This is a genomic window from Streptomyces sp. NPDC093097, from assembly GCF_044754325.1.
GTDB lineage: Bacteria > Actinomycetota > Actinomycetes > Streptomycetales > Streptomycetaceae > Streptomyces.
The window spans coordinates 23,286-40,281 of record NZ_JBIVOW010000021.1 but is presented as its reverse complement, the minus strand read 5'-3'; the positions used below and the strand labels follow the sequence as shown (position 1 = coordinate 40,281).

The following is a 16,996-nucleotide window of genomic DNA, read 5'->3' as shown; positions in this document are numbered from 1 at the left end:
AGGCGTGGTGCGCACCGGGGAAGTCCGTCGGCTGGCGCCGGTAGTCCTGGGGAACCTCGTGCTCGCCGCCTGCTACTACGGAGCCGCGAAGGTCGGTCTGCTGGAGCAGGTGGTGATCGCGGGGGCGGTGGTCACTCCGCTGTGGCCGCCCACGGGCATCGCGCTGAGCTTCCTGTTGCTGCTGGGCCTGTGGATGTGGCCGGGCATCGCGCTCGGCACCCTGCTGGTCATCTCCACGCTCACCCGGCTCGATCTCGCCGGGATCGGTGTGATCGCCGGCAACACCCTCGCCCCGGTGTGTGCCTGTCTGATGCTGCGCCGGGTCGGCTTCCGCACCGAACTGGACCGGCTGCGCGACGGGGTGGCCCTGGTGGTGCTGGGCGCCTTCGCCGCGATGGTGATCAGCGCGACGCTGGGCAGCGGCTCCCAGGTGCTCACCGGGGCGCTGCCGCCCGGGGGCTTCTGGCGCACCTGGGCGTCCTGGTGGGCGGGGGACGCGATGGGCGTCCTGGTGGTCACCCCGCTGCTGCTGGCCTGCCGGCTGGTGCGGCTGCCCCGGGACGTGCCCCTCTACCGGTGGGTCGAGGCGGCCGTGCTCCTGGCGGCCGCGGTGGCGGTCTCGCTGGTGAGCACCCGCTCCTCGCTGTCCCTGCTGTTCCTGATGTTCCCGGTGATCGTGTGGGCGGCGCTGCGGTTCCAGCTGGTCGGGGCGGCGCCGTGCGTCCTGGTGATGTCGGTCTTCGCGATCAGCGGGGCCACCGGCCGGTACGGTCCGTTCGCCGGGCGGAGCCTGCTGGAGACGATGGTCAACCTCCAGGCGCTGAACGCCTCCGCGGCCCTCACCGCGCTGCTGCTCTCGGCGATCGTCACGGAGCAGAACGCCGTCCGGCACCGGATCGAGCAGCTGTGCCAGGAGCTCGCGGAAGTGGTGGACCGGCTGGCGCCGGGGGAGGGCCGGCACGGCTGGCCTCCGGAGCGCTGACCGGCCGCCGGGCCCCGGTCACGTGCCCAGCAGCTCGCCCAGGTCGTAGCCGACCGGCTCCTCCAGCTGGGCGTAGGTGCAGCTCTGCGGGGTGCGGTCGGGGCGCCAGCGGCGGAACTGCGCGGTGTGCCGGAAGCGGCTGCCCTCCATGTGGTCGTAGCCCACCTCGCACACCAGCTCCGGGCGCAGCGGCACCCAGGAGAGGTCCTTGCCGCCGCTCCAGCGGCTCGGTCCGCCGGGCATCCGGCGGGAGGCGTGCGCGGTCTCGTCGGTCCAGTCGCCCCAGGGGTGGGCGGCGGTGTCGTCGAGCCGCAGTGGTGCCAGTTCCTCGACCAGTTCCCGTCGTCTGGCCATGGGGAACGAGGCGCAGACGCCGACGTGCTGGAGGTGGCCGGCGTGGTCGTGCAGTCCCAGCAGCAGGGAGCCGACCACCGGGCCGCTCTTGTGCAGGCGGTAGCCGGCGACGACGCAGTCGGCGGTCCGGGCGTGTTTGACCTTGAACATCGCGCGGTCGCCGGGGCGGTAGGGCAGGTCCAGCGGTTTGGCGATCACTCCGTCCAGGCCGGCGCCCTCGTACTGGGCGAACCACTGCCGGGCCAGCTCCCGGTCGGTGGTGGCGGGTGCGGTGTGCACCGGCGCCCGGGCCGGCCGCAGCGCCTGGACCAGGGCTTCCCGGCGGGTCGTCTGCGGCTCGTCGAGCAGGGCGGTGTCGTCCAGCGCCAGCAGGTCGAAGGCGACGAGGGAGGCCGGGGTGCGGGCGGCGAGGGTGCGGACCCGGGAGTCGGCGGGGTGGATGCGCTCCAGCAGCTCCTCGAAGTGCAGCCGGCCGTCGTGTGCGATGACGAGTTCGCCGTCGAGCACGCAGCGCGGCGGCAGTGCGGCCCGTGCGGCGTCGAGGACCTCGGGGAAGTAGCGGCTGAGCGACTTGGTGGTGCGGCTGGTGAGCTCGACCTCGTCGCCGTCCCGGAAGACGATGACGCGGAAGCCGTCCCATTTGGCCTCGTACTGCATGCCGGCGGGGATCTCGGCCACCGGTTTGGCGAGCATGGGGGAGACCGGGGGCATCACGGGCAGGTCCATGGTCCCGATCCTGCGGGGCGCGGTCCGTTCCCGCCCGCCGGGACGTCGGCGCGCGGGGGCGTGCGGCGGAACCTAGCGTGGAGGCATGGTCGGAGCCCGAGCTGTGGAGCTGGAGGTCGCGGGGCGCACGGTGCGCGTGACGAACCCGGACAAGACGTACTATCCCGAACGCGGTTTCACCAAGCTGGACGTCGCCCGGTACTACCTGGCCGTCGCGGACGGGGCGTTGCGCGGGCTGCGGGACCGGCCGACCACCATGCAGCGGTTCCCCGACGGGGTCGAGGGCGAGTTCTTCTATCAGAAGCGGGCGCCGAAGGGGCTGCCGGACTGGCTGCCCACGGCCCGGATCACCTTCCCCAGCGGGCGGTTCGCGGACGAGATGTGCCCCACCGAACCGGCCGCGGTGGTCTGGGCCGCCAACCTGGGGTGCCTGACGTTCCACCCCTGGCCGGTGCGTCGTGCGGACACCGAGCATCCCGACGAGCTGCGGATCGACCTCGACCCGCAGCCGGGCACCGGCTTCGCCGACGCCGTCGTGGTCGCCCTCGAACTGCGTGCGCTGCTGGCCGAGCACGGGCTGCGCGGCTGGCCGAAGACCTCCGGTGGCCGCGGTGTGCACGTCTATGTGCCGATCCGCCCCGACTGGACGTTCACGGAGGTCAGGCGGGCGGCCATCGCCGTGGCCCGGACGCTGGAGCGGCGGCTGCCGGAGCGGGTGACCGCCGCCTGGTGGAAGGAGCAGCGCGGCAGCAAGGTGTTCGTGGACTACAACCAGATGGCCCGCGACCGCACCATCGCCTCGCCCTACTCGCTGCGCGCCCGCCCGCGGGCGACGGTCTCCACCCCGCTGCGCTGGGAGGAGCTGTCCGACGCCGAGCCCGAGGACTTCGACCTGCGCACCGTCCCGCCCCGGTACGCCGAACTGGGCGATCTCCATGCGGAGATGGCGGAGCACGCCTTCGGTCTGGAGTCGCTGCTGGCGCTGGCGGACCGGTACGCCGCCGACGAGGGGCTGGGCGATCTGCCGTATCCGCCGGACCACCCGAAGATGCCGGGCGAACCGGCGCGGGTGCAGCCGAGCCGGGCTCGCAGGCACTGAGCGCACGCACGCCCCCGGTGGGTCCGCGGGGTCGTGCCGTGCGGCCGCTTTCCGGACGCACCTGGAGTGCTGCGGTCGGGGCAATTTCGAGGGCCGTTGGAGTGGACGCCTGCCGTGTCTGCGAGGAAACGGACGGTGAGAGGTACCCATCTCGTGTCCGATTTCCTGCCAACAGGAGAAACGCAATGCGCAAGTTCATAGGCCGCTCCCTGGCCGCCGCGGTGCTCACCGCCGCCACCGTCGTTCCGGCCGCCGGTGTGGCCTCGGCCGCCGCCCCTCAGGGGCACACCGTCGTGATGAGCGGCGACCACGGTCGTGGCAATCACGGACGCAACCACCGGCACCACCGGCACCACCGTCACGAGTGCCGCGGCTTCGGCTTCGGCGAGTTCGGCAACTTCGGCAACTTCGGCCGTGGGGGCCGCGGGGGCTTCGAGGGCCGCGGGGGCTTCGAGGGTCGCGGGTGCGAGGGCCGCGGCTTCGGGTTCTTCAACCTGGGGCACCTCTTCCGCCACCTGTTCCGTTGGCTCTGACCGGCAGTGGTCCGGCGGGCCGCCGCAGTCGTGCGACTGCGGCGGCCCGCCGCTGCCGGTCCGGCCCTGCGGACCGGCTGCCGCGGTCAGCGCGCGGCGTCCGACTCCTCGGCCTGGCGCCGGAGTTCCTTCTTGTCCGGCTTGCCCACGTCGGTGAGCGGCAGCGCGTCGACGAAGGTGATCCGGGCCGGCTCGTACATCGCGCCGCGGGCCTCGCGCACCATCGCACGCAGCTGGTCGGCGTCGAGGTCGCTGCCGGGGGTGCGCACCACCGTCGCGTGCACCCGCTCCATCCGGTCGGCGTCGCGGACGCCGTAGACGGCGCTCTGGAGCACCTGCGGGTGGGAGTTGAGCAGGTCCTCCAGCTCGGTGGTGTACACGTGGCCGCCGACCACGACGATCATGTCCTTGAGCCGGTCGACGATGGTCAAGTAGCCCTCGTCGTCCAGGAATCCGACGTCCCCGGTGTGCAGCCAGCCGTCCCGGAGCACCTCCGCGGTCAGGTCGGGCTGCTTCCAGTAGCCCTGCATGATCATGGCGGAGCGGACGCAGATCTCGCCGTGCTCGCCGGGCGGCAGGTCGCGCCCGGCGGAGTCGCGGACCGCGACCTCGACGTCGGGCAGCACCTTGCCGGCTGAGCGCAGCCGGTCGGGGCGCTCGGGGTCGTGGTCGTCGAAGGTGAGCACGCTGATGCCGCCGGCCTCGTTCTGGCCGTAGCCCTGGACCAGCACCTGTCCGAACGCCCGTACCGCGTCGGCCAGTCGGGCCGGCGAGGCCTGGCAGCCGCCGTAGGTGACCATGCGGAGGCTGGAGGTGTCGGTGTGCGGCCGGTCGGGGTGGTCCATCAGCTGGTAGAGCAGCGGCGGGAGCAGGAACATCGCGGTGATCCGCTCGCGCTCGATGGTGGCCAGCACCTCCTTGGCGTCGAAGTCGTCGAGGAGGACGACGGTGCCGCCGGAGTTCAGGACGGTGTCGGCCATGTAGCCGGCCGCGTGGGCGAGGGTGGTGCAGACCAGCTGCCGGTGCGTGACCTCGTCGAACTCCGGGAGCACGCCGGTGAACCACCGCACCTGCTCGAAGGTGGTGCAGATGCCCTTGGGGTGGCCGGTGGTGCCGCCGGTGTGGCGGATGGTGCAGATGTCGTCGGGGCGGGCGTCGGTGGCGTACGGCTCGTCGCTCTGGCCGGCCGCCAGCTCCAGTAGGTCCGTGCCCAGCTTGGCCGGGCCGAGGACCAGGACCTCCGGTACGGGCGCCAACTCGACCAGTTCCGCGGCCCGTTCGGTCAGCCGCGGGTCGACGATCAGGGCGCGGGTCTCGACGTCGCGGACGATGGCGGCCTGGGAGTCGGCGGAGAGCTTGTTGTAGAGGTGGTTGATCCGGGCGCCGACGAGGTGGGTGGCGTAGCGGGCGGCGACGGTCTCGGGGAGATTGCCGCTGAGCAGGGTGACGGTGGCGCCGCGCCCGATGCCCCGTTCGCGCAGGGCGCGGGCCATCCGCAGGACCAGCGAGCGGAACTCGCCGGCGGTGACGCGTCGGCCCTGGTGGATCAGGACCTCGCGGTCCGGGGTGAGGTTAAGAGCATCGAGGTTCTCCTCCACATATGTGTGGAACGGCTGGTCGGATATGGGCATCGGGGGCGTCCTCCTGACCCGGCGGCGCGTGGGGCTGCGCCGGGGTGTGACGGGTGATTATTGGTTGCCTCCAGCAACCATTGTCAGAGTAGTGCCAAGAGATCGACATCTCCAAGTCGAGTGCACCGCTGAGGGCGTTGTCCGGCCACCGCGGCCTGGAGCACCCTTGGTGACGCAGTTGTCCAGAGGGTGAACGTGGCCGGTACTGCTCCATCCGGAACGGTCCCCCGCCCCGGTGGGGACTGCTCTGACTGCGTGGCCGTCCGGTGTCGAGGGATGATGGAGGGCAGCGGCAGCACGGCAGGACCAGGCCGTGCCCGGAACGCCACGGCTGTCGGCTCGGCAGGCCGGCGGAAGGAGTGCCTGGATGGGTGCGACCGACGCGTTCCCCGATGCATCCGCCCAGGCCGGTGCCGGGCCGAGCCAGCCCGGCGGGCTGCTGGACCTCCTGGGCGTGGCCGCAGTCATGCTCGACGCGGAAGGCCGGATCACGCTGTGGAGCCCGCAGGCCGAGGAGCTCTTCGGGTGGAGCGCGCAGGAGGCCCTCGGCCGGCCCGCCGTCCGGCTGCTGGTCCACCCCGAGCACGTCGACCTGGTCCGTCAGCTCTTCGCCGAGGTGATGACCAGCGGCGAGGGCTGGGCCGGGGTCTTCCCCGTCCGGCGCAAGGACGGCGGCACCCGCCTGGTCGAGTTCCGCAACATGCGCCTCCAGGACAAGCACGGCGCCTCCTACGCCCTCGGAATCGCCACCGACCAGTCCGTGCTCCGCGAGGTCGAACGGGACCTGGCGCTGTCGGTGCGCCTGGTGACCCAGTCGCCCATCGGACTGGCGGTGCTCGACACCGATCTGCGCTTCGCCATGGTCAACCCGGCGCTGGAGCGGATCGACGATCTGACCGCCGACCAGCACATCGGGCGGCCGGTGCGGGAGGTCCTGTCGTTCCTGGACGCGGACGGCATCCAGGAGCAGATGAGCCAGGTGCTGGCCGACGGCCGGCCGACGCTGAACCAGTTCTACGTCGGCCGCACCGTCAACCACCCCGACGTCGACCGTGCGTGGTCGGTCTCCTACTACCGGCTGGAGGACGCCCACGGCCGGGTGCTGGGACTGGCCGCCTCGGTCGTGGACGTCACCGAGCAGCACCGGGCCGCGACCGAGGCCACCCGCGCCCGCCGGCGGCTGGCGATGATCGCGGACGCCTCGGCGTGCGTCGGCACCACCCTCGACGTCGGGCAGACCGCCCAGGAGCTGGCCGACGCCGTCGTGCCCGAACTCGCCGACCTGGCCGCCGTCGACGTCCTCGACGACGTCCTGAACGGCCGCCGTCCCGCCGCGCTCGTCCGTGGCGGCCCGGCCCGCTTCCGGGCGCTGGCGGTCGCCGCGGCCGGCGAGACGCCCGCCGTGCGGGCCGCCGACCCGACCGGGTCGCTCGCCGCCTACGAGACCGAGCGGCTGATCACCGGCTGCGTCACCGAGGCCCGCCCGGTCCTGGTCGCCGAGGTGGGGCCGACGGACCGGCGGCGGATCGCCGCGGACCCGCAGGGCGCCGAACTGCTGCGCGCGGCCGGGCTGCACTCCTACCTGGCGGTGCCGCTGATCGCCCGCGGCGAGGTGCTCGGCGCCCTCTCGCTCTACCGCACGGACAACGCGCTGGCCTTCGACGAGGACGATGCGGTGCTCGCCGTCGAACTGGCCGCCCGGGCCGCGGTCTGCATCGACAACGCCCGCTCCTATCAGAGCGAACGGCGCACCGCGCTCACCCTCCAGCGGCACCTGATGAACCACCGGCCGCCGAAGCCCGTCACGATGGACATCGCCTACCGCTACCAGCCCGCCCAGGCGGCCAGCGAGGTGGGCGGAGACTGGTTCGACGTCATCCCGGTCGCCGGCGACAAGACCGCGCTGGTCGTCGGCGACGTGATGGGCAGCGGTATCAACGCGGCCGCCACCATGGGCCAGTTGCGCACCACCACCCGTGCGCTGGCCGACCTCGACCTCGCGCCGGCCGAGCTGCTGCACCACCTCGACCACATCGCCGGCGGCCTCGACCCGGCGTTCGCGACCTGCCTCTACGCCGTCCACGACCCGCACCGGGAGGAGTGCGAGATCGCCATCGCCGGCCACCTCCCGCCGGTCGTGGTCCGGCCCGGCCGGCGGCCGGAACTCCTGGAGCTGCCCACCGGCGCCCCGCTCGGTGTCGGCGGTGTCGGCGCGGTGGCGTTCGAGCAGACCACCGTGCCGCTGCACCCCGGCGATGAACTGGTGCTCTACACCGACGGACTCATCGAGACCCGCGACCAGGCCATCGACACCCGTCTGGACCGGCTGCTCGATCTGCTCGCCGAGCCCGAGCAGCCGCTGGAGGAGCTCTGCGACCGCCTCCTGGGCGAGTTGCGGCACGGCAACGACCACGACGACGTGGCTCTGCTGATCGCCCGGGTCCGGGGTCACGACGGCTGAATATCCGCCCCGGCCCGCACACTTGACCAGAAGTTGCCGGACGGTCCGCCGAAGAATCCGCAGCGCGCGAAAAGCCCGCGGAATCCGCGCAAGTAGCGCCCGTGTGGCATGGATAAGAGTGTTTACGGCGGCCAGTGCTGCGGATTTCGTTGTCTCACATTCTTAATGAACTCTTGACGGGAGGGCCCGGCGGAGGTTGTATTCCGGTCACCGAAGCGGCCCCGCAGTGTGTCTGGTGCGACCGCTCACCGGCACGTCCCCCCACGTCAGTGCCACCCCTCCCTGCCCGCCAGCACCGATGGGACACGGATGACCGACATGTCCACCACGCCCGTTGCCAACGCCGCCCCGGTACCGGACACCCGGGCCGCGAAACCGGCGGACGGTCCCCAACTCACCCGCTCCATCGGTGTGGTTGGCGGCACCCTGCTCACCCTGTCCTGTCTGACCCCGGCGTCCTCGCTGTTCGTCATCGTGCCGGACTCGTTCGCCACCCTGGGCACCGGTACGGCGCTGACCATCGCCATCGCGGCGCTGCTGTGCGTGGGCGTCGCCTTCGCCTACTCCGAACTCGGCACGCTGATCCCCAGCTCCGGCGGTGAGTACGCGATGGTCGGCACGCTGATGGGCCGGCTCGCGGGCTGGCTGGTCTTCGTGCTCTCCCTGATCGTCGTCATGATCGTGCCGCCGATCATCGCGCTGGGAACCGCCGACTACCTGGCCCCGGTCGTCCATCTGGACAAGCAGGTGACCGCGGCCGCGGTGATGCTGCTGGCGACCGCCATGGGCCTGCTCGACCTGCGCGCCAATGCCTGGATCACCGGCATCTTCCTCGTGCTTGAGGTGGTGGCCGCCGCGGTCGTGGCGTTCCTCGGCTTCAGCCACACCCAGCGGTCCGCGTCCACCCTCATCCACCCCGTCATGGACGCCGGGCACGGCGTCAGCACCGCCGTCACCGGCGGGCTGATCGTGACCGGGCTGGCCACCGCGCTCTTCATCCTCCAGGGCTTCTCCACCGCGGTGTACCTGGCCGAGGAGATGGAGAACCCGCGGCGCAACGTCTCCCGCACGGTGCTGTGGACCCTCGCCATCGGCGCCGCCGTCGTCCTCGTCCCGGTCATCGCCATCACCCTCGGCGCCCCCGACCTCAAAACCCTCGGCGCGGGCGACGTCGCCGGCATGGTGCAGAGCTGGAGCAACTCCGCCGTCGGCACCTTCGTCAGCCTCTGCATCGCCCTGGCGATCATCAACGCGGCGATCGTGATGGTGATCCAGAACTCCCGGGTGGTCTTCTCCTCGGCCCGCGACGGTGCCTGGCCGGCCCCGGTCAACCGGATGTTCTCCCACATCGGCAAGCGGTTCGGCTCCCCCTGGGCGGCCACCCTCGCGGTCGGCGTGCCGGGCGCCGCGCTGTGCTTCGCCACCCTCGACACCCTGAACGAGGTCACCGGCGTCGCCGTCGCCGGTATGTACGTCTTCGTCGCGCTGGGCGCCCTGGTTTCCCGCCGCGGCGCGCACAAGCACCGGCTCGCCTGGCGGATGCCGCTGTGGCCGGTGGTCCCCGCGCTGCTGGTCCTCGTCCTGGTCTGGGTGCTGTGCCAGCAGAGCGCCGAGAGCCTGCTGATCACCGGCGGTCTGATCGCGGTGGCCACCGTCTACTGGGCGCTCTACCTCCGCCCGCGGCAGGACAGCCGCTGGGTCATCTCGGTCCCCGAGGACGAACTGGCCGCGGCCCCCGAACCGGCCCGGTCCTGACCGCCGGCCCGGTCCCGGGCCCTGTTCCAGGCCCGGCTCATGGCCCACGCCCCACACCATGATGATCACGGTGCGGGGCGTGGGCATTTTTCCGATGGGCGGTGACTGATCCTGGAGTTGTCGCTTCCGCGGCGGGAGGCTCGTCAAAGACGCCCGGCACCGGAGGCCCCGCGAGCGGATGCTGCCGCCGCTCTCCTGAAGCGGCCCGAACTCCGACGCCCGCACCGCTTCACGCGGCTCGTCGTCGAACACCTCCACGGCGTGCAGGCCGTGCCGTGACCGAGCGGTTTCACTTCCGGGCGATGGTGGGGGCCACCTGCCCATCCGATGCGGCGTCCCCCAGTGGGGCGCCGCCGCCGGCAAGAAGGGCCGGCAGTGGCACGTGGTCGCCGCTGAGGGCGAAGCGGGCCCCTAGGTCATCGACGCCTAGCGGGCCTCCGGCCGTGCCAGCGCCAGCGCGTCCAGCAGCAGGCACACGTGGTCGACGGCGTCCCGCCCGGCGGGGACGTCGGCCGCGTCCGCGTCGTCGAGCAGTCCGGCGGTGGCCCGCAGCAGCGTCAGCAGCCCCGCGCTCACCGGTGCCGCGGGCTCCGGGTGCGCGAGGGCGGAGCGGATCTGCTCGCCGCCCAGCGGCCGCCCCGTCTCCAGGAAGTGGAACAGCGCGACCGCGGTCCTTCGGTCCGCGTCGTTCGGCCGCCACGCTCCGCGCGCGTGGTGGTCGATGAGCTCGGCCGCCCCGGCACGGATCTCCTCTGCAACATGCATGCCCACGAACGTCTCATACGCGTCCGGCGGCCCCCGGAGCGGCGCCGGGCGCCCACCGGCCGCCCACCGGCCCCGCCCGACTCCCGAGTAACCCCCGCCGACCTGGCACGTTGCGCGCGGAGCCAGGGGCGCGCGGCAGATCATCGGCGGCTTCGCAACCACCCGCGCCTGTGGGAAGAGTTACACGGAGCGGGCCGAGGGAGCGCACACCCATAGCCGGGCGACCTGCCGAGAGGTTTTACTGACGCTGCTGTGCCGCAGGCTCTCCGGGCTGCCGCGCTGCGCAGTGCCCGGCTCGCCCACCGTATGCGGGAGGTGTGGAAACAGGACATGGCCGGACGCTTCGGACACCCGCGTTCGGTCCTGAAGATGCGGACCGTCGCGGGCCAGGTCTTCCTCCTGCAAGTGGCGATCGTGGTTCTGCTCGTCGCCGCCGCCATCACGGCCCTGGTGCTCCAGTCCGGGACGGACTCCGAACGGGAGGCCCGCAACCGCTCGCTCGCGGTGGCCCGCAGCTTCGCCAGCGCCCCCGGTATCGAAGCGGCCCTGAAGAGCCCCGATCCCACCGCCGTGCTCCAGCCCCGGGCGGAGGCCGCCCGCAGGGGTTCCGCGGTCGACTTCCTCGTCGTGATGAACACCCACGGCATCCGCTACACCCACCCGATGACCGACCGCATCGGCAAGAGGTTCGTCGGCACCACCGCCCCCGCGCTGGCCGGCGGTGCGGTCACCGAGAAGATCACCGGCACCATCGGCCCGCTGGTGCAGGCCGTGGTGCCCGTCGTCGGCCGCGACGGCACGGTGGTCGGCCTGGTCTCCGCGGGCGTCACCCTCACCAAGGTGAGCGGCGTCGTGGACGCGCAGTTCCCGCTGCTGTTCGGCTCCGCGGCCGGTGTGCTGCTGCTCACCACCGGCGGCACCGCCCTGGTCAGCCGGCGCCTGCGGCGCCAGACCCACGGGCTGGGGCCGCAGGAGATGACGCGGATGTACGAGCACCACGACGCGGTGCTGCACGCGGTCCGCGAAGGGGTGCTCATCGTCCGCGGCGACGGGCGGCTGGTGCTCGCCAACGACGAGGCCCGGCGGCTGCTCGATCTGCCGCCCGACGTCGAGGGCCGTCAGGTGGGCGAGCTGGGCCTGGACCCGGCCACCGCGGCGCTGCTGGAGTCCGGCCGGGTCGCCACCGACGAGGTGCACCCGGCCGGCGACCGGCTGCTCGCGGTCAACCAGCGCTCCACCGACCGGGCCGGCGGTCCGCCCGGCAGCGTCACCACCCTGCGCGACACCACCGAACTGCGGGCCCTGACCGGCCGCGCCGACCTCGCCCGCGGCCGGCTGAGACTGCTCTACGACGCGGGCACCGAGATCGGCACCACCCTCGATGTGGTGCGCACCTGCGAGGAGTTGGCCCGGTTCGGCGCCGAGCGGTTCGGCGACCTCGTCACCGTCGATCTGGCCGAGTCCGTCCTCAAGGGCGAGGAGCCGGCGAGCGCCGGGACGGCCGTCGCGATGCGCCGCACGGCCGTCGGCGGCGAGGCGCCCGACGGGTCGCTCTACCCGGTCGGCGAGCCGATCCACTTCGCGCCGACCACCGTGCTCGGCACCCGGCTGCCGATCGGCGAACCGGTCCTGGAGCCCGATCTGGCCGCCTTCACCGGCTGGCAGCGCCAGGACCCCGAACGGGCCCGGAAGATCGTCGCGCACGGCATCCATGCGCTGATCGCGGTCCCGCTGCGGGCCCGCGGCGCCATCTTGGGCGTGGCGCTCTTCTGGCGTTCGCGCACTCCCGAGCCGTTCGACGAGGAGGACCTCTCACTGGCCGAGGAACTGGTCGCCCGCGCCGCGGTGAGCATCGACAACGCCCGCCGCTACACCCGCGAGCACACCATGGCGGTCACCCTCCAGCGCAGTCTGCTGCCGCGTGCCCTGCCCGAGCAGAGCGCCGTGGACGCCGCCTTCCGGTACCTACCGGCGCAGGCCGGGCTCGGTGGGCTGGGCGGCGTCGGCGGGGACTGGTTCGACATCATCCCGCTGCCCGGCAGCCGCGTCGCCCTGGTCGTCGGCGACGTCGTCGGCCACGGCCTGCACGCCGCCGCCACCATGGGCCGGCTGCGCACCGCCGTCCACAACTTCGCCAACCTCGACGTCCCGCCCGACGAACTGCTCTGGCACCTCGACGAGTTGGTCGCCCGCATCGACCAGGACGAGGGCACGGAGGGCGCCGGCGACGGCGCGAAGGCCCCGATCACCGGCGCCACCTGCCTCTACGCCGTCTACGACCCGGTCACCGGCGCCTGCACCATGGCCCGCGCCGGGCACGTCCAGCCGCTGCTGGTGCGGCCGGACGGCGGCGCGGAGTTCGTCGAGGTGCCCGGCGGTCCGCCGCTCGGGCTCGGCGGAATGCCCTTCGACACCTGCCGGTTGGACCTCCCCGAGGGCAGCAGCCTGGTGCTCTACACCGACGGGCTGGTCGAGGACCGCGACCGCCCCATCGACGACGGCATGGCGCTGCTGCGCCGCACGGTCGGCTCCGACCCGGGCCGGACGCCGGAGGAGACCTGCGAGGCGGTGCTGGGTGCCCTGCTGCCGGACCGGCCGACCGACGACATCGCCCTCCTGGTCGCCCGCACCCGGCGGTTGGCGGACGCCCGCCTCGCCGACTGGGACGTCCCCGCCGAGCCGTCCGCGGTCGCCCAGGTCCGCGCCGCCGCGGTCCGCACCCTGCGTGCCTGGGGCCTGGCCGACGAGTCGTTCACCACCGAACTGATCCTCAGCGAGCTGGTCACCAACGCCATCCGGTACGCCACCGGCCCGATCCGTGTCCGGCTGATCCATGACCGCGCGCTGGTCTGCGAGGTGGCCGACCGCAGCAGCACCTCGCCGCATCTGCGGTACGCCGCCACCACCGACGAGGGCGGCCGCGGCCTGTTCCTGATCGCGCAGCTGGCCGAGCGGTGGGGCACCCGCTACACCGGCGACGGCAAGGTGATCTGGACCGAGCAGGCCCTGCCAAACGCGGCCCCGGACCCGGGCCCGTACGCATCCGCACCGCGGCCACTGGGGAAAGGCGAAGGATGACAACAAGTAATACGGCGGACCGTCCGCACCGGGCGCACTTCCAACTCCGCTTCCCTGACGTGCCGTTGGGGAGCCCGGTCGGCGTCGGGGCGGAGGCGGGCGCGCGCACCCTCGTCGGCCCGGCGGGCGCCGCGCTCGGCCGTGGGGCGGCGGCCGCCCGATGACCGATGCCCCGCAGACCGCCGACGCGTCCTCGGGTGCGGCCCCGGCCGAGCGCTGGGTCTATGTCATCCCGGTCGCCGCGATCATGTACATGCTGGCCTACCTGGACCGGAACAACATCTCCGTCGTCCTTCCCTACCTGCACGGCGACCTGGAACTCTCCAACGCCGACAAGGGCCTGGCCGGCGGAATCTTCTTCGTCGGCTATGTCTTCCTCCAGATCCCGGCGGCGGTGCTCGCCCAGCGTTGGAGCGCCCGGAAGACCGTCCTGCTCCTCATGGTCGCCTGGGGTCTGTCCGCGGTGCTGTCCGGTCTGGTGCAGTCCCGGAACCAGTTCTATGCCGCGCGGTTCGTGCTGGGCTTCTTCGAGGGCGGTGTCTGGCCCGCGGTCCTGATCCTGCTCGCCTCGTGGTTCCCGCTGCGCGAGCGGGCCCGCGCCAACGCCCTGTGGATGGCCTGCCTGCCGCTGTCGTCGGTGCTGATGGCGCCGCTGTCCGGCTGGATGCTCGATCATGCGAACTGGCGCTGGGTGCTCGTCCTCCAGGGGCTGCCGCCGCTGCTGTGGGCAGTGGTCTGGTGGTTCACGGTCGCCGACCACCCCGCGCAGGCTCGTTGGATCTCCCGGGCGGAGGCCGCCCACCTGGAGCGGGCGATCGCCGCCGACGAGGCCGCCAAGTCCCCGGCGGGCGGCGGCTCCTACCTCGCCGCGGTCCGCCGGCGGCCCGTCCTGGTCCTGATCGGTGTCTACTTCTTCTGGATCACCGGCTTCTACGGCTTCAGCCTCTGGCTGCCGGCCGTCGTCAAGGAACTCACCCACGACGGCTCCGCCACCGAGGTCGGGCTGCTGACCGCGATCCCGTTCACCGTCGCGCTGGCGGTGATGATCGGCAACGCGGTCTGGTCGGACCGCACCGGCCGCCGGCGGCAGGCGGTCGCTCTCCCGCTGGTCGTGGGCATCGCGGCCCTCCTGCTGGGACAGGTGGTGCACGGTGCGCTGCCGCGCATGGTGCTGCTGTGCATCACCGCGGCCGCGCTCTACGCGCCCTACGGCCCCTTCTGGGCGATCCCCGGTCAGCTGCTCCGCTTGGAGGTGGTGGCCGTGGCGATGGGCCTGATCAACGCGTTGGGCAACCTCGGCGGTTTCGCCGGCCCCTATCTGGTGGGGTGGCTCACCGACGCCACCGGGACCAGCCTGACCGGCTTCGCGGTGCTCGCCGGCTTCCTGGCCGTTGCGGTCATTCTGGTGACGCTCGGGTTGCGTCCGAGTGCGGCATCGCTCCGGGGGCGCACCCTCGGAGTCCCGGCGCGGGCGAGCAACTCGGTGCGGAACGAGGGGTGTTGACGGGGTGGCGGTCCGGCAGGGGAGCGGGTGGGGTGCCGTGGGGCCGGAGACGGCTCACGCGACTGGAGGTATGGCAGGTTTTAAGCGCTTTCGCCAGGGTGATTCCTGAAAAGGTCGATATCACCCCCTCGATACTCCTGAGGAGCAGACATGCGCATCCGCGCCGCGATCGCTGCCAGCGCCCTGGCCGCCACCATCGTCCTGGGTGGAGCGAGTTCCGCGCTCGCCGGTGGGAAGCACCACCACTGGGGCAAGGGCTGGTTCGCCGGCTACTCGTTCGACGCGGCCGTCATCGACGGCAACCCGATCTTCCACGAGGGCGCCCACAAGGGCGGCTTCATGCACGGCAAGAAGTGAACGGTATAGCTCCGGTTCGACGTCATCGGACGCAGTATCAGCGGATGCCGGTCGGGAACCACTGCCTTCGGGCGGCCCGGCCGGCATCCGCCGTGTCGGGGCGCCCGGTCGCGGCCGTGGGTGTTCAGGCCTCGTGCGAGGGCTGGTGCGGGGGGATGCCGGGGAGGGCGTGCAGTGCCAGCAGGCCGCGGACGAATCCCTCCCGGTCGGTGGCCGGGAGGTGGGCGAGCAGCCGTTCCTCGCCGCGTTGGATGTCCGCCTGGACGGCGTCCCGCAGCCGTCCGCCCTCGGAGGTCAGGGAGACCAGGCGGACCCGGCGGTCGGCGGGGTCGGGGCGGCGCTGGATCAGGCCGCGGGACTCCAGGTCGTCCAGGACCGGGATGATCCGGGTCTTGTCGGCGCGGATGGCCTCGGCCAGGGCGGCCTGGGTGCGGATCGGGGTCGTCTCCAGGCGCAGCAGCACGGAGTAGGCCCACATGGTCAGGCCGTGGGCGTCCAGGACCGGCCGCTCGGCGTCCACCAGGGCACGGCACAACGGGACGAGCAACGCGGCCAGGTCGGGGCGGGCGTCCGCCGGTTCGGTGGGCGGGGTGTCCCTGGGGGCGGTGTGCTCGGCCATGCACAGGAAAATACCCCCTTGACGGATGATGTGCTCGCGCGCATCGTAAGCGCATGCATATGAATAGTGAGCGGGATGCGGCGCGTGCGGCGTCCGCAACGAGCGGGTGGGCGGCGGAGTTGGACCGGCTGCGGAGGCTCGACGCCCTTGCGGTGCGCGACAGCGTCGCGCTGGTGGACCGCCTGACCCCGGGGGACCTGTCTCGCCCCACGCCCTGTGCGGGCTGGGATCTGGCGGCGCTGCTGGGTCATCTGACGGCCCAGCACCGGGGGTTCGCCGCCGCGGCGCGGGGCGCCGGGGAGGACCTGGTGCACTGGGCGGTCCGGTCGCCCGGCGAGGACGTCGCGGCGGCTGTGAGGGACTACGGTCGCGCGGCCGAGGACGTCATCGCGGCGTTCGCGGCGGTGGAGGACCCCGAACGGCCCTTCGCGCTCCCGGAGTTCACCGGTGAGCAGTCCTTCCCGGCCCTCCGCGCCATCGGCTTCCATCTGATCGACTACGTCGTCCACGGCTGGGACCTGGCCCGCGCCCTGGACCTGTCCTACGACCCGGACCCCGAACTGCTCGCCGCCGCCCTGCCGATCGCCCGTGCCGTGCCGGATGCCGGGAACCGGCTCGTCCCCGGAAGCGCCTTCCGGCCCGGCCTGCCGGCGGCCGAGGGGGCCGGGGCGCTGGACCGGATCCTGGCGATGCTGGGCCGGGCGCCCGACTGGCGGGCGCCGGAGCGCTGAACGGCCGGGGAAGGGGCCGTAGTTGGCCGGAAAGGCCGGTTCTCCGGTGGGTGGTCAGTACGGTGCCCGGCGTGTTCAGGAAGAAGACGTTCGCCGCTGTCCTGGCCGCCGCGCTGGCCGCCGGCGCCGCCGCCCTGCTGCCCCTTGTCGTCGCCGCCCCGGCCCAGGCGGCCGGACCGGACTGCCCGGTCGTCGGCGCGGGCGTGGCGGTGTATCTGCCGAACGACGACGACCCCGGCTCGTTCTACCTGTGCGACTGGGGCGTCCCCGTCCTCTTCCACTGCCCCGAGCGACTGGTGTTCGACAAGGCCCTCGGGGTCTGCGACGGACCGAAGAACGCTGCGGCGCGCCCTGCACCGCACCGGGACCGGGAGGCGGACCCGGCCGGCTGACGGCTGCGG

Annotated in this window: 15 protein-coding genes; 11 read left to right on the top strand and 4 right to left on the bottom strand. The window is 72.8% G+C overall.

The window, feature by feature from the left end; all coding sequences use genetic code 11:
- The first annotated feature begins 4 nt into the window (after positions 1-4).
- Complete coding sequence (locus ACIQE0_RS29600) at positions 5-982, top strand: MASE1 domain-containing protein (RefSeq protein ID WP_402337988.1); 978 nt, start codon at positions 5-7, stop codon at positions 980-982.
- Between the two features lie 18 nt (positions 983-1,000).
- Here ACIQE0_RS29600 and ACIQE0_RS29595 read toward each other — a convergent pair whose 3' ends face one another.
- Entirely contained in the window at positions 1,001-2,062 is a 1,062-nt protein-coding gene (locus tag ACIQE0_RS29595) for an ATP-dependent DNA ligase (protein WP_402337985.1), read from the bottom strand.
- 85 nt (positions 2,063-2,147) lie between these two features.
- Here ACIQE0_RS29595 and ligD point away from each other — a divergent pair, with 85 nt between their 5' ends.
- Both ligD and ACIQE0_RS29585 read left to right on the top strand, forming a co-directional pair.
- The gene (ligD, locus tag ACIQE0_RS29590) at positions 2,148-3,161 is read left to right on the top strand and encodes a non-homologous end-joining DNA ligase (protein WP_402337982.1); all 1,014 of its coding nucleotides are present in this window, start codon (positions 2,148-2,150) and stop codon (positions 3,159-3,161) included.
- Positions 3,162-3,346: 185 nt separating this feature from the next.
- The gene (locus ACIQE0_RS29585; RefSeq protein WP_402337980.1) at positions 3,347-3,694 is read left to right on the top strand and encodes a hypothetical protein; all 348 of its coding nucleotides are present in this window, start codon (positions 3,347-3,349) and stop codon (positions 3,692-3,694) included.
- 86 nt (positions 3,695-3,780) lie between these two features.
- Here the strand turns inward: ACIQE0_RS29585 and ACIQE0_RS29580 are convergent, their stop codons facing one another.
- On the bottom strand, positions 3,781-5,325 hold the full coding sequence (locus ACIQE0_RS29580) for an AMP-binding protein (protein WP_402337977.1): 1,545 nt from the start codon (positions 5,323-5,325) through the stop codon (positions 3,781-3,783).
- 367 nt (positions 5,326-5,692) lie between these two features.
- Here ACIQE0_RS29580 and ACIQE0_RS29575 point away from each other — a divergent pair, with 367 nt between their 5' ends.
- Both ACIQE0_RS29575 and ACIQE0_RS29570 read left to right on the top strand, forming a co-directional pair.
- Positions 5,693-7,786, top strand: a complete 2,094-nt coding sequence (locus tag ACIQE0_RS29575; RefSeq protein ID WP_402337975.1) for a SpoIIE family protein phosphatase — start codon at positions 5,693-5,695, stop codon at positions 7,784-7,786.
- Positions 7,787-8,095: 309 nt separating this feature from the next.
- Positions 8,096-9,541, top strand: coding sequence for an APC family permease (locus tag ACIQE0_RS29570; protein WP_402337973.1), 1,446 nt, complete (start codon positions 8,096-8,098; stop codon positions 9,539-9,541).
- Between the two features lie 426 nt (positions 9,542-9,967).
- On the opposite strand, the gene ACIQE0_RS29565 is transcribed toward ACIQE0_RS29570, so the two are convergent.
- On the bottom strand, positions 9,968-10,306 hold the full coding sequence (locus ACIQE0_RS29565; RefSeq protein WP_366329231.1) for a hypothetical protein: 339 nt from the start codon (positions 10,304-10,306) through the stop codon (positions 9,968-9,970).
- 330 nt (positions 10,307-10,636) lie between these two features.
- On the opposite strand from ACIQE0_RS29565, the gene ACIQE0_RS29560 reads away from it, so the two are divergent.
- The 4 genes from ACIQE0_RS29560 to ACIQE0_RS29545 all read left to right on the top strand — a co-directional run bounded on the left by ACIQE0_RS29560 (position 10,637) and on the right by ACIQE0_RS29545 (position 15,245).
- Positions 10,637-13,384 (top strand): SpoIIE family protein phosphatase, encoded by a 2,748-nt coding sequence (locus ACIQE0_RS29560; protein WP_402338220.1) that lies wholly within the window; start codon positions 10,637-10,639, stop codon positions 13,382-13,384.
- Entirely contained in the window at positions 13,381-13,548 is a 168-nt protein-coding gene (locus tag ACIQE0_RS29555; protein ID WP_402337970.1) for a hypothetical protein, read from the top strand. The genes ACIQE0_RS29560 and ACIQE0_RS29555 overlap by 4 nt, the downstream gene beginning before the upstream one ends.
- Positions 13,545-14,888 (top strand): MFS transporter, encoded by a 1,344-nt coding sequence (locus tag ACIQE0_RS29550; RefSeq protein ID WP_402337967.1) that lies wholly within the window; start codon positions 13,545-13,547, stop codon positions 14,886-14,888. The genes ACIQE0_RS29555 and ACIQE0_RS29550 overlap by 4 nt, the downstream gene beginning before the upstream one ends.
- A gap of 150 nt (positions 14,889-15,038) precedes the next feature.
- Positions 15,039-15,245: a hypothetical protein gene (locus tag ACIQE0_RS29545; RefSeq protein ID WP_366329225.1), complete on the top strand. Its 207-nt coding sequence runs from the start codon at positions 15,039-15,041 to the stop codon at positions 15,243-15,245.
- Between the two features lie 124 nt (positions 15,246-15,369).
- On the opposite strand, the gene ACIQE0_RS29540 is transcribed toward ACIQE0_RS29545, so the two are convergent.
- Positions 15,370-15,864, bottom strand: a complete 495-nt coding sequence (locus ACIQE0_RS29540) for a MarR family winged helix-turn-helix transcriptional regulator (RefSeq protein ID WP_402337962.1) — start codon at positions 15,862-15,864, stop codon at positions 15,370-15,372.
- 53 nt (positions 15,865-15,917) lie between these two features.
- Here ACIQE0_RS29540 and ACIQE0_RS29535 point away from each other — a divergent pair, with 53 nt between their 5' ends.
- Both ACIQE0_RS29535 and ACIQE0_RS29530 read left to right on the top strand, forming a co-directional pair.
- The gene (locus ACIQE0_RS29535; protein ID WP_402337959.1) at positions 15,918-16,595 is read left to right on the top strand and encodes a TIGR03086 family metal-binding protein; all 678 of its coding nucleotides are present in this window, start codon (positions 15,918-15,920) and stop codon (positions 16,593-16,595) included.
- Between the two features lie 71 nt (positions 16,596-16,666).
- On the top strand, positions 16,667-16,987 hold the full coding sequence (locus tag ACIQE0_RS29530) for a chitin binding peritrophin-A domain-containing protein (RefSeq protein WP_366329219.1): 321 nt from the start codon (positions 16,667-16,669) through the stop codon (positions 16,985-16,987).
- Positions 16,988-16,996: the final 9 nt, after the last annotated feature.

Bases quoted from the DNA above. Each gene is read 5' to 3' on its own strand.
- ACIQE0_RS29595 (WP_402337985.1), bottom strand. From the start codon at position 2,062: ATGGACCTGCCCGTGATGCCCCCGGTCTCCCCCATGCTCGCCAAACCG.
- ligD (WP_402337982.1), top strand. From the start codon at position 2,148: ATGGTCGGAGCCCGAGCTGTGGAGCTGGAGGTCGCGGGGCGCACGGTG.
- ACIQE0_RS29585 (WP_402337980.1), top strand. From the start codon at position 3,347: ATGCGCAAGTTCATAGGCCGCTCCCTGGCCGCCGCGGTGCTCACCGCC.
- ACIQE0_RS29580 (WP_402337977.1), bottom strand. From the start codon at position 5,325: ATGCCCATATCCGACCAGCCGTTCCACACATATGTGGAGGAGAACCTC.
- ACIQE0_RS29575 (WP_402337975.1), top strand. From the start codon at position 5,693: ATGGGTGCGACCGACGCGTTCCCCGATGCATCCGCCCAGGCCGGTGCC.
- ACIQE0_RS29570 (WP_402337973.1), top strand. From the start codon at position 8,096: ATGACCGACATGTCCACCACGCCCGTTGCCAACGCCGCCCCGGTACCG.
- ACIQE0_RS29565 (WP_366329231.1), bottom strand. From the start codon at position 10,306: ATGCATGTTGCAGAGGAGATCCGTGCCGGGGCGGCCGAGCTCATCGAC.
- ACIQE0_RS29560 (WP_402338220.1), top strand. From the start codon at position 10,637: ATGGCCGGACGCTTCGGACACCCGCGTTCGGTCCTGAAGATGCGGACC.
- ACIQE0_RS29555 (WP_402337970.1), top strand. From the start codon at position 13,381: ATGACAACAAGTAATACGGCGGACCGTCCGCACCGGGCGCACTTCCAA.
- ACIQE0_RS29550 (WP_402337967.1), top strand. From the start codon at position 13,545: ATGACCGATGCCCCGCAGACCGCCGACGCGTCCTCGGGTGCGGCCCCG.
- ACIQE0_RS29545 (WP_366329225.1), top strand. From the start codon at position 15,039: ATGCGCATCCGCGCCGCGATCGCTGCCAGCGCCCTGGCCGCCACCATC.
- ACIQE0_RS29540 (WP_402337962.1), bottom strand. From the start codon at position 15,864: ATGGCCGAGCACACCGCCCCCAGGGACACCCCGCCCACCGAACCGGCG.
- ACIQE0_RS29535 (WP_402337959.1), top strand. From the start codon at position 15,918: ATGCATATGAATAGTGAGCGGGATGCGGCGCGTGCGGCGTCCGCAACG.